We start from the raw sequence: 11,355 nt of genomic DNA on the forward strand, positions 1-11,355 counted from the left end.
CCCGGCTATGGTCGTGCCCCGGGCTATCGCCCGCAACAGGGCTACGGTCCGCCCGGATACCCACCGCCGCAAGGGTATCCGCAGCAGCGTCCGGCCTATGGACCGCCGCCGGGCTACCGTCCGCCGCCGATGCCCTACGGGCCACCCGGCAGGCCGACCCCGCCGCCACGCAAGCGACGCGGCGGTTTCACCTCGCTGATGTTGGTGGTGATTTTCCTCGTCGTCGGTGGTCTGGTGAAGTTCGCCGTGAACAAGGGCGTCGATATCGGCATCGACGCGTTCGGCCCGAGACCGACCACTACCTACACGCCGCAACCGGGGAGCGCGCCCGCCAAGACCGGTGACAACCCGCTGGTCACCGATGCCGACGGCACCCTGGTGCCCGCCTCCTGCGACTACGCCCCGTGGGGCACACAGGTGGACAAGGCCCGCAGGTTCTTCGAATCCGCGGCGGGCTGCCTGGAAGCGGCGTGGAAGCCGCTGATGGCCGCCAACGGGCTGCCCTTCGAGTCGCCGACGCTGAGCATCACCGCCACCACCGACGGCATCACCACCCCGTGCACCGGCTCCACCAGCAACTTCGCTGCCTTCTACTGCGCGGCGAACAAGACCATCTACATGCCGATCAGCCAGTTGCAGACCGATCAGTTCCGTGACAACTGGGTGGTGTACCTGTCGGTGTTCGCGCACGAATACGGGCACCACATCCAGGCGCAGTCCGGAATCCTGCGCAAGGCCAACAGCGAACGGGTCGACGCGGGGGCGCGCTCGACCAAGGGGCTCGAGCTGTCACGCCGAGTCGAGTTGCAGGCCAACTGTTTCGACGCCATGTTCATCGCCGCGTCCAAGGGCGGCGGTTCGCTGTCGTCGGACCAGGTCACCCTCGCCACCCGCGATTCCTACGGGCGCGGCGACCGGCCGGGCGACATGCGCGACCACGGCACCGCCGACAACGGCGGCAAGTGGTTCGAAGCCGGGCTGGAAAACCTGACGCCGCAGTGCAATACCTTCATCGCGGCGGCCGGCGACGTGAGCTGAGTCAGCCGCGAGCGTCCTTGGCCAGCGCGCGCAGGCCACGTTTGCCCGGGGCGGGCAGGTCGTCGCCGGTGTCGGCGAGCCATTCGGCGGTCACCAGCCAGCGGCGCTGGGCGTGCGCGTCGGCCACATCGAAGAACACCCGGCGGCCACGATCGTCACGCAGGTCGCGCGACAGTGCCGCCCAGCTCGGGGCGCGACCCTTGTCAACGGTGTGCTCGGCGACGAAACCCGCGACCATCTTCCCGATCATGTTCACCGGCTTCTGCGACACCCGGTTGCCGTATTTCGTTGTGTGCCAACGGCGGGCGGGGCACAGCGAGCCCGGGTTCGCGTTGGAGGCGATCCAGCCCGCGCGCTGCGCGCGTTCGATGAGCCACAGGTGTTTCACGGCGGTCGGCGCGATCTCCCCGACCCGGTCGGCGATGAGTTCGGTGATCTGGGGGTCGGCGAGGATGTCGCGGCGGGTGGGGCCGATGCCGTGCTCGGTCCAATGTGCGGCCGCGAGCCTGGCCAGGATGCGGCCGAACTCGTCGATGCTGCGCTGTGCCCGCCTGCCGAGCCGTTCGATCCGTTCGGCCTCGCGGCGCATCTCGTTCTGCGCGGTGAGGGTGCGGATCGCGGCCATCGTCGGCACCTGCCCGCGCTCGAGCAGCTGCAGGATGGCGGCCGCGGTGGCCGGGTCGGCGGCCGCCGCGACGGGTAAGGAGTCGCGTTTGATGTCGAAGTCCTGCGGGCTGATCGCCCGGCTCAGCAGTCCGACCGCGGCGTGGTCGCCCGCGAACTCGGTGTGGGCCAGCCAGGCGGCTGCGATGTCATCACACGACAGCACGATGAAACGTTCCTCCGGTCGATGCGGTGGGGGAGCGATCGGTGCGCGAAGGTTGTGCCCCGGTCGGGATGAGGGACCGGCCGGGGTCACCAACCTGATGAAGGTTTGGCCACCGAAGTTGCCGATAACCACGGTAGCCAGCCGCTTGCGCCGCTGTCACGACGGTTCACGTTTTCGTTACATCTGGAAACAGGTCGATATTCGGGGACCGGGTACGGAATTACGCGACAACCAGGATCGACGAACTCGTCCTGTCTGGATTCGCCGAATCGAGAACCCTCGATAACCGGTGAGTTGCACCCACCGGGCCCGCTATGCGGCCTCGAGTTGAACCTTTAACCACCATGTGATCTACAACACATGTAACTTGCTGTACCGCTATGCCTTTCGGTTCCACCCCTGCGGCGCCAGCCGGGATGTCACACCGCACCGGTAGCCTTTGGGCCGTGGCTCTGTACCGGAAATATCGACCGGCGACATTCGCTGAGGTAGTGGGTCAGGAGCACGTCACCGACCCGCTGAGTACAGCGCTGGACACCGGCCGCATCAGCCATGCGTACCTGTTCTCCGGGCCGCGTGGCTGCGGCAAGACGTCCTCGGCGCGCATCCTCGCCCGCTCGCTCAATTGCGTGGAGGGGCCGACCTCGCGGCCGTGTGGCACTTGCGCGTCCTGCGTGGCGCTCGGGCCGGGCGGGTCGGGCAACCTCGACGTCATCGAGCTCGACGCGGCCAGTCACGGTGGTGTCGACGACACCCGTGAGCTGCGTGATCGTGCCTTCTACGCGCCCGCCGAGTCGCGCTATCGCGTGTTCATCGTCGACGAGGCGCATATGGTCACCACGGCCGGTTTCAACGCGCTGCTCAAGATCGTCGAGGAACCGCCCGCCCACCTGATCTTCATCTTCGCCACCACCGAACCCGACAAGGTGCTGCCGACCATTCGGTCGCGCACCCACCACTACCCGTTCCGGTTGCTGCCGCCCGCGACCATGCGCGGACTGCTCGGCAAGATCTGCGAGCAGGAGCACGTGCCGGTGGAGGAGGCGGTGTATCCGCTGGTCATCCGGGCCGGTGGGGGTTCACCGCGCGACAGCCTCAGTGTGCTCGACCAGCTGCTCGCCGGTGCCGGGCCCGAGGGTGTCACCTATCCGCGCGCGGTTTCGCTGCTCGGCGTCACCGATGTGGCGCTGATCGACCACGCCGTCGACGCGCTCGCCACCGACGACGGCGCCGCGCTGTTCGGCACGATCGACCAGGTGATGGAGGCCGGGCACGACCCGCGCCGATTCGCCGTCGACCTGCTCGAACGCCTGCGCGACCTGATCCTGCTCCGCGCGGTCCCCGATGCCGCCGAGCGCGGCCTAGTCGCGGGCCCCGGCGACGTGCTCGAGCGCATGCGCGACCAGGCCGCCCGCATCGGCCCCGCCACCCTCACCCGCTACGCCGAACTCCTCCACGAGGGCCTCGGCGAAATGCGCGGCGCCACCGCCCCCCGCCTCCTGCTCGAGGTCATCTGCGCCCGCATGCTCCTCCCGTCGGTCTCCGACACCGAATCCGCCACCCTCCAACGCCTCGAGCGTCTGGAACGCGGATTCGCCACCGGCGCAATCCCTTCCGCCCGCCCTGCCGGCGACGCCCCCGCTCGCCCTCCGGCCGACGCACCCGGCCCGGCCTCGTCGAGTGCGCAAGGTTCGAGTGCCGAAGGCCGCCGCCGAGGTGCGGAAATCCTCGCCGCCGCCATGGCGGAAAAGGAAGCCGCAGCACGGAAGTCGGGTGGCCCGGGGGCGGAGGACGCCACCGCCGAAACGCCTGGTGCTTCGGGTGCCGCGGAAGTCCGCGCGCACACGTCCGACGGTCCCGCCGCCGACCGCGGGCCGCACCCGGATGCCACGGTCGCCGACCGCGACGCCGCCGACAACGGTCGCGTCCCGCCCTCGCCCGCTCCGTCCGCCGAGCCGAACGGCCGACCGTCGACCGCACACTCGGCCGCCGCACCGCCGGCCGCCACGCAGTCGTCGGTCACCGACTCGACCACCACGCCGTCAGTGGCGGCTCACCCGGCCGCGCCGCCGTCGAGTGCCCCCGACGCAGTTGCGCCGGCGTCGCGTGGCGACGAACACGGTCCGGCTACGCAGTCGCGGCCGCCCAGCTCCGCAGCGCCGGTCTCCGACGCACAGGATGTCGTCCCGAACCCGCCGACCTCGACGGAATCCGATTCCGCTACCGGATCAGTCGGCTCTGCACCGGCGCCGGACACCCGCCGCGACGGGCCGGAAGTTCCCTCGCCACAGGGTGATTCGCGCGGTCGGATGGGCCATGAGCCAGGAGAAGCCTCTCCACGGGTCGACAGCCAGTCGGGACCGGCGTACGTCGGTGGTGCGCCGCAGGGTGATCACGCTCGGCGAGCCGATAGCCCGTCCGGGCACGCGCATGTCGGTGGTGCGACGGAGGGCGATTCGCGCGCTGGTGCGGGAGCTGAGCCGGTGGCGGAGGCTCGACGAGCCGACGCACCCTCCACGTCTGTACCGGCAGGTGCTGCCTCGGGCGCGACGGACCGGCCCGGGTCCCCACCGGGGCAGGCGCCGTCGGAAGACCTGCTCGCCCTTGTCGATGCGGGGTGGGCGGATATCAAGACGAAGGTGCGGGAGTTCGGGCTCACGTTGCATGCGTTGATGTCGGGGGCGGCGGTGTCCCGGGTGGAGGGGCAGACGATCGTTTTCGCGCATCAGAGTGCGCCGTTGGCGCAGCGGTTGTCCGATCCGCGCAATATCGAGTCGGTGCGGGCGGCCGTGCGGGCGGTGCTCGGGCGGGAACTGGATGTGCGCTGGGAGACGGGCGCGCCCGCGGCACGCCCGGCGCCGCAGGCCAAGAACACGGCGGGTCCGGCGGAGAGCAAGCCCGCCGCGCGACCGCAGTTCTCCCGGCCGAGTCAGGCCAAGGGTGGGCGGGCACGCACCAGTAAGCCCGACGACGACATTCCGCCGCCCGACTTCCCCGACTTACCCGACGACCCGGGTCCGCAGGACAGTTATGCCGTCGATCCGGCCCGTTCCGGCGGCGAGTCGGACGGCGCCTCGCGCCCCGCGCCCGGCATTCCCGCCCCGCCGACCCCGGAGGAGGAGCAGGAGATGCTGGCCGCCGCCGCGGTTCCGGTGGCTCCGGGCGACCGGCAGGACCCGGACGAGGTCGCCCTGGCGTTGCTGCGCAGCGAGCTCGGCGCAAAGTCTCTGGACGGTTGACAGCCACCGTCCATACCGCGTTAAGTTAACCGGAGTTCGCACACCACGGTAGTATGAACGGGTGGCCGGGAACTCCGGATGGGCATGGTTCTATGCTCCGCTGGTGCTTGCCGGATTTGTACGGCGTCGAAGACGATTGGTCGTGGCGTTCGTGCGGCCACCGCACCCCAAGGAAGGAAACACTCCGATATGACCACAGAGGCCTACATCTACGAGGCCATCCGCACTCCGCGCGGCCGCGGCAAGAAGAACGGCTCGCTGCACTCGGTCAAGCCGATCGATCTGACTGTTGGTCTGATCCAGGAGCTGCGTGGCCGCTTCCCGAACCTCGACGAGGATCGGATCTCCGACATCATCCTCGGCGTGGTCACCCCCGTCGGTGACCAGGGCATGGACATCGCCCGCACCGCGGTCACCATCGCCGGCCTGCCCGACACCGTCGGTGGCTTCCAGCTGAACCGTTTCTGTGCCTCCGGCCTCGAGGCCGTGAACCTGGCCGCGCAGAAGGTGCGCTCGGGCTTCGACGAGCTCGTGATCGCCGGTGGCGTCGAGTCCATGTCGCGCGTGCCGATGGGCTCCGACGGCGGCGCCTGGGCGCTCGACCCGGCCACCAACTACGACGGCTACTTCGTGCCCCAGGGCATCTCGGCCGACCTGATCGCCACCATCGAGGGCTTCACCCGCGATGACGTCGACGCCTACGCCGTGCGCTCGCAGGACCTGGCGGCCAAGGCCACCACCGGCGGCTACTTCGCCAAGTCGATCGTCCCGGTCAAGGACATCAACGGCCTGGTCGTGCTCGACAACGACGAGCACATGCGCCCCGGCACCACCGCCGAGGACCTGGCCAAGCTGAACCCGGCCTTCGCGGGCATCGGCGAGATGGGTGGCTTCGACGCGGTCGCGCTGCAGAAGTTCACCTACGTGGAGAAGATCAACCACGTCCACCACGGCGGCAACAGCTCGGGCATCGTCGACGGCGCCGCCCTGCTGCTGATCGGTTCCGAGGATGCGGGCAAGAACTCGGGGATGACCCCGCGCGCCCGCGTCGTCGCCACCGCCACCTCCGGTGCCGACTCCACCATCATGCTGACCGGTCCCACCCCGGCCGCCAAGAAGGCGCTGGCGCTGGCCGGTCTGACGATCGAGGACATGGACCTCGTCGAGATCAACGAGGCCTTCGCCTCCGTCGTGCTGAAGTTCCAGAAGGACCTGAACGTCCCGGACGAGAAGCTGAACGTCAACGGTGGCGCGATCGCGATGGGTCACCCCCTCGGTGCCACCGGCGCGATGATCACCGGCACCGTGCTCGACGAGCTGGAGCGCCGCAACGCTCGCTACGGCCTGATCACGCTGTGCATCGGTGGCGGCATGGGCGTTGCCACCATCATCGAGCGGGTCTGACCTTCCAACCGGAACTTCTCATAGGAGAGAACGAAAAACTATGACTGACAACATCATCGGTTGGGAGAAGGACGCCGACGGCGTGGTCGTCCTGACCATCGACGACCCGAGCCAGGGCGCCAACACCATGAACGACGCGTACATCACCTCGATGGCCGCGACCGTTGACCGCCTCGAGGCCGAGAAGGACGACATCACCGGTGTCGTCATCACCTCCGGCAAGAAGACCTTCTTCGCCGGCGGCGACCTGAAGAACATGATGCAGGTCGGCCCGGACAACGCCGCCGACGTCGCGAAGATGCTCGACGGTGTCAAGGCCCCGCTGCGTCGCCTCGAGCAGCTCGGCAAGCCGGTCGTCGCCGCCATCAACGGTGCCGCCCTCGGCGGTGGCCTCGAGATCGCGCTGGCCACCCACCACCGCATCGCGGCCGACGTGAAGGGTTCGGCCATCGGCCTGCCCGAGGTGTCCCTCGGCCTGCTGCCCGGCGGCGGCGGTGTGACCCGCACCGTGCGCATGCTCGGCCTGCAGAACGCGCTGATGCAGGTGCTGCTGCAGGGTCAGCGTCACCGCGTCACCAAGGCCAAGGAAATCGGCCTGATCGACGAGGTCGTCTCCTCCGTCGAGGAGCTGCTGCCCGCCGCCAAGGCGTGGATCGCGGCCAACCCCGAGGCTGCCCAGCCGTGGGACAAGAAGGGCTACAAGATCCCCGGCGGCACCCCGTCGACCCCGGCGCTCGCGGCGAACCTGCCCGCGTTCCCGGCCAACCTGCGCAAGCAGATCAAGGGCACCAACATGCCCGCCCCGCGCGCCATCATGGCCGCGGCGGTCGAAGGTGCGCAGGTCGACATCGACAACGCGCTGACCATCGAGGGTCGCTACTTCATCAGCCTGCTGACCGGCCCGGTCGCGAAGAACATGATCCAGGCGTTCTTCTTCGACCTGAACCACATCAACGGTGGCGGTTCGCGTCCCAAGGATGTGCCCAAGCGCGAGATCAAGAAGATCGGCGTCATCGGCGCAGGCATGATGGGCGCGGGCATCGCCTACGTCTCGGCCAAGGCAGGCTACGAGGTCGTCCTCAAGGACGTCGAGCTCGCCAACGCCGAGAAGGGCAAGGCGTACTCGGAGGCCATCGAGAAGAAGGCCCTCTCCCGTGGCAAGACCACCCAGGAGAAGTCCGACGCGCTGCTGGCCCGCATCACCCCGACCGCGGACGCCGCCGACTTCAAGGGCGTCGACTTCGTGATCGAGGCCGTGTTCGAGAACCCCGATCTCAAGAACAAGGTGTTCCAGGAGATCGAGGACATCGTCGATCCCGACGCGCTGCTGGGCTCCAACACCTCTACCCTGCCCATCACCCTGCTCTCCGAGGGCGTGAAGCGGTCCGAGGACTTCATCGGTATCCACTTCTTCTCCCCCGTGGACAAGATGCCGCTGGTGGAGATCATCAAGGGCGAGAACACTTCCGACGAGGCGCTGGCCCGGGTGTACGACTACACCCTCGCCATCAAGAAGACCCCGATCGTCGTCAACGACAGCCGTGGCTTCTTCACCTCGCGCGTGATCGGCACCTTCATCAACGAGGCCATCTCCATGGTCGCCGAGGGTGTCGACCCCTCGACGGTCGAGCAGGCCGGTCTGCAGGCGGGCTACCCGGCCGCGCCGCTGAAGCTCAGCGACGAGCTGAACTTCACCACCATGCAGAAGATCTACAAGGAGACCGCCGACGCCATCAAGGCCGCCGGTGGCGAGCTGAACGCTGCCGCGGAGACCACCGCCGCGGTGCTCGACAAGCTGGTCGGCGAGTTCGACCGCAAGGGCAAGGCGGGCGGCGCCGGCTTCTACGACTACGTCGACGGCAAGGCTGTTGGCCTGTGGAGCGAGCTGCGTTCGCTGTACAACTCGCAGCGTGAGCTCCCGGAGGGTGTCACCTTCCAGGACCTCAAGGACCGGATGATGTTCGCCGAGGCCATCGAGACCCAGAAGTGCTTCGACGAAGGCGTGCTCACCAGCACCGCCGACGCGAACATCGGCTCGATCTTCGGCATCGGCTTCCCGGCCTGGTCGGGCGGCTCGCACCAGTTCATCGTCGGCTACCCCGGTGGCCAGGAGGCCTTCGTGGCCCGCGCCGACGAACTGGCCAAGAAGTTCGGCCCCCGCTTCGAGGTCCCGGCCTCCCTGCGCAAGTAGTACCCACCAGCGCCCCACCCCGGCGCTGCTGACCCGACAGCCCCGCCTCGCCACCGCGAGCCGGGGCTGTCGCCGTATCAGTGGGGTTTGGCGTAGTCGGCGTAGCCCTGCCAGTCGAGCATGACGCAGGGTTCGTCGCCGACGACCCAGGCGTCGTGGCCCGGGGGGATGACCATGACGTCGCCGGGGCCGAATTCCTGCTGTTCGCCGTCGTCCATGGCTACGACGATGCGGCCCGAGAGGCAGTAACCGATGTGGGGTGCTTGGCAGCTGTCGGTGCCCGCGATCGGCTTCACGTGGTCGCTCCAGCGCCAGCCGGGTTCGAAGACGGCCCGCCCGACCGGGCCTGCTTCGGTGTTGACCAGGTCGAGTCGACCCTTGTTCTGTTCGAACGGCCGGGTTTCCTCGGGCGCGTCGAAGTTCATGCGGATGAGCGTGGACATGACATCTCACTTCTGCTCGGGTGATGAGCGGTCATGTCGTGGTCCACCGTGTGGGAGCCTGGCACGGCCCACGGCCGAGCCCACCGAGAAATCTCATCCTTCGCCTCTGCGCCGAGGTGCGCAAGGGTAGGGCCGCTATCGGAACAGAATGGCGGTGATGATGTCGGTGTGGCGGTAGCGGAGGTATTTCTCGACGGTGGCCGCGTCGACGGCGGAGGTGGCGGTGGCCAGCGTGATCACCACGAATTCGGCCTGTGAACCCGCGCGCCATTTGCCGGTCGCGAAATCCTTGATGTAGCTGCCGGGGCGCAGTTCGAAGTCTTTGTCCTCGATCTTGTCGGCGGCGGCCTCGGCCGTGGCTTTGTCCGGCATCGCCAGGATGAACTGGGTGAATTTCAAGCCGCCGCCTTCGGCGGACAACACCAGTTCGGCGGCGTACTGACAACCGAGCTCGGTGAGCTTCCCGGCGTGCTCGATGGGAGCGCAACTGGTGTGATCGCGGCCGTCCACCCAATCCGCGTGCAATTCGACATTGTCGAACTTGAAATCCCACGGCCCTTCGTAATCGGTATAACTCAGGCGCTCACCGGATTTCGACGGTGGTTTACCCGTGGTGCTCGTCGTGGTCGGCTTGCGGGTCGACGGCACATCCGTCGCCGACGCCGCGACCGCGGAACCGTCCACCCCGTTGTTACCCGCCCACACAAGCAAACCGGTGCCGCCGACAAGTCCCGCGACCACCACCAGCGCGATGACGATCCATGCCCCACCGGAGTTACGCGGCGGCGGCGCGAGCGGCGGAACTTCCTGCGCGAACTGTGGATACGCCGTCTCCTTCGACGGCTGCCCCCACGGGGCGGGATCCTGTGGTGGATAGGTCATCTCAGCTCCCCCTTCCACGGACGGCAATCGCGCCCGTGCCTGCCCCGAGTTTACCGATCGGCCCCGCCCGGCCGGGTCGGCGGAAGTATTCGAACGGCGTTCACCCGACGGCACTCCGGGGTGGCTAGCGTGCCGGTCATGGGACGTCGGCTGGGTGCGGTGGTGTTCGGTGCGGTACTGGCCGGGGTGTGGGCCCCGGTCAGTACCGCCGAACCGATGGTGCGGGTGTTCGGGGAGCAGGTCATCGAGCACGACCTCGACTTTCAGGGCACGGTGGTCGGTGGGTTGTCTGGCATCGACTACCGGCCCGGCAGCGGCGATTTCGTGCTGATCAGCGACGATCGCTCCGAGAAGAGCCCGGCCCGGGTGTACACGGTGCGGATACCGCTCGGTGACACCGGTGTCGGGGCGGTGGAATTCACCGGAACCGTTCCGTTGCGGCGCGCCGATGGTTCGATGTATCCGCCGAAGTCGGTCGACCCGGAGGACATTCGGGTCGACCCACTGACCGGCGACCATTTCTGGACGCAGGAGGGCGAGCGAGCCGCGGTACTCGCCGACCCTTCCGTGCGCGTCGCAAGGCAGGACGGAACCTACGTATCCGAATTGCCGATCCCGGAAAACGAACGCATGCTCCCGGATTCGGGCCCACGCCAGAACCAGGCACTCGAAGCGGCGACCTTCGCGGCGGGCGGCGCCTTGTTCGTCACCGCGATGGAAGGACCCCTGCTCGGCGACGGACCAGAGGCCACGCCGACGAGCGGCGCGACCACCCGGATCACCGTGCAGGCCAGGTTCGGTCCACTCCTCGCCCAGTACCCGTATCCGCTCGAACCGGTCTTCACCGATTCGCGTCCGGAGCCCGGCCGGGCGAGCAACGGTGTCACCGCGATCCTGGCCGTCGATCCCGTCGACCCGACTCGATTCCTGGTGCTCGAGCGCGCGTTCGCCGAGGGTGCGGGCAACCGGGTCCGTGTTTTCGAGATCGATACGGCAGGCGCGACGAATATCCTCGACGCGCCCGTCGCGGGTGCGCGACCGGTGACCAAACGTCTCGTCGCCGACCTCACCGACCTCGGCGTCGCGGCCGTCGACAACATCGAGGCGATGACATGGGGACCTCGGCTGTCCTCCGGCGAGCGGACCTTGGTGCTGGTCGCGGACAACAACTTCAGCGCACGTCAGCGCAGCCAGGTGATCGTTCTGGCCGTTCGCTGACCGTCGGGCCATCCGTTGCCGCCACTGCATCGAATCTCCACCCGTTGGATGCCGGATCGCGCTAGCTTGGATATGTAAGACCGGTGACGCCATTTCGAATCGAGAGGTGGT

Annotated in this window: 8 protein-coding genes; 5 read left to right on the top strand and 3 right to left on the bottom strand. The window is 68.2% G+C overall.

Annotation, left to right across the window (positions count from 1 at the left end; genetic code table 11):
• Nucleotides 1-129 precede the first annotated feature (129 nt).
• Entirely contained in the window at nt 130-1,038 is a 909-nt protein-coding gene (locus ACSVDM_RS15575) for a neutral zinc metallopeptidase (protein WP_439265703.1), read from the top strand.
• A 1-nt stretch (nt 1,039) separates the two neighbouring features.
• Here ACSVDM_RS15575 and ACSVDM_RS15580 read toward each other — a convergent pair whose 3' ends face one another.
• Entirely contained in the window at nt 1,040-1,867 is an 828-nt protein-coding gene (locus ACSVDM_RS15580; protein ID WP_067494625.1) for a hypothetical protein, read from the bottom strand.
• Between the two features lie 446 nt (nt 1,868-2,313).
• Here ACSVDM_RS15580 and ACSVDM_RS15585 point away from each other — a divergent pair, with 446 nt between their 5' ends.
• The 3 genes from ACSVDM_RS15585 (at nt 2,314) to ACSVDM_RS15595 (ending at nt 8,701) form a co-directional block, all read left to right on the top strand.
• Nucleotides 2,314-5,106 carry a DNA polymerase III subunit gamma and tau gene (locus tag ACSVDM_RS15585; RefSeq protein ID WP_439265705.1) on the top strand — a complete coding sequence of 931 codons (2,793 nt, stop codon included), beginning with the start codon at nt 2,314-2,316 and terminating at the stop codon, nt 5,104-5,106.
• Between the two features lie 189 nt (nt 5,107-5,295).
• Nucleotides 5,296-6,510, top strand: a complete 1,215-nt coding sequence (locus ACSVDM_RS15590; protein WP_067494619.1) for an acetyl-CoA C-acetyltransferase — start codon at nt 5,296-5,298, stop codon at nt 6,508-6,510.
• A gap of 40 nt (nt 6,511-6,550) precedes the next feature.
• Nucleotides 6,551-8,701, top strand: coding sequence for a 3-hydroxyacyl-CoA dehydrogenase NAD-binding domain-containing protein (locus ACSVDM_RS15595; protein WP_067640365.1), 2,151 nt, complete (start codon nt 6,551-6,553; stop codon nt 8,699-8,701).
• Nucleotides 8,702-8,778: 77 nt separating this feature from the next.
• On the opposite strand, the gene ACSVDM_RS15600 is transcribed toward ACSVDM_RS15595, so the two are convergent.
• Both ACSVDM_RS15600 and ACSVDM_RS15605 read right to left on the bottom strand, forming a co-directional pair.
• Nucleotides 8,779-9,144 (bottom strand): cupin domain-containing protein, encoded by a 366-nt coding sequence (locus ACSVDM_RS15600; RefSeq protein WP_225281219.1) that lies wholly within the window; start codon nt 9,142-9,144, stop codon nt 8,779-8,781.
• A 135-nt stretch (nt 9,145-9,279) separates the two neighbouring features.
• Nucleotides 9,280-10,026, bottom strand: a complete 747-nt coding sequence (locus tag ACSVDM_RS15605) for a hypothetical protein (RefSeq protein ID WP_439265707.1) — start codon at nt 10,024-10,026, stop codon at nt 9,280-9,282.
• Between the two features lie 138 nt (nt 10,027-10,164).
• Here ACSVDM_RS15605 and ACSVDM_RS15610 point away from each other — a divergent pair, with 138 nt between their 5' ends.
• On the top strand, nt 10,165-11,244 hold the full coding sequence (locus ACSVDM_RS15610) for an esterase-like activity of phytase family protein (protein ID WP_439265709.1): 1,080 nt from the start codon (nt 10,165-10,167) through the stop codon (nt 11,242-11,244).
• Nucleotides 11,245-11,355: the final 111 nt, after the last annotated feature.

Source organism: Nocardia sp. JW2 (assembly GCF_051843015.1).
Taxonomy (GTDB): domain Bacteria; phylum Actinomycetota; class Actinomycetes; order Mycobacteriales; family Mycobacteriaceae; genus Nocardia; species Nocardia coubleae.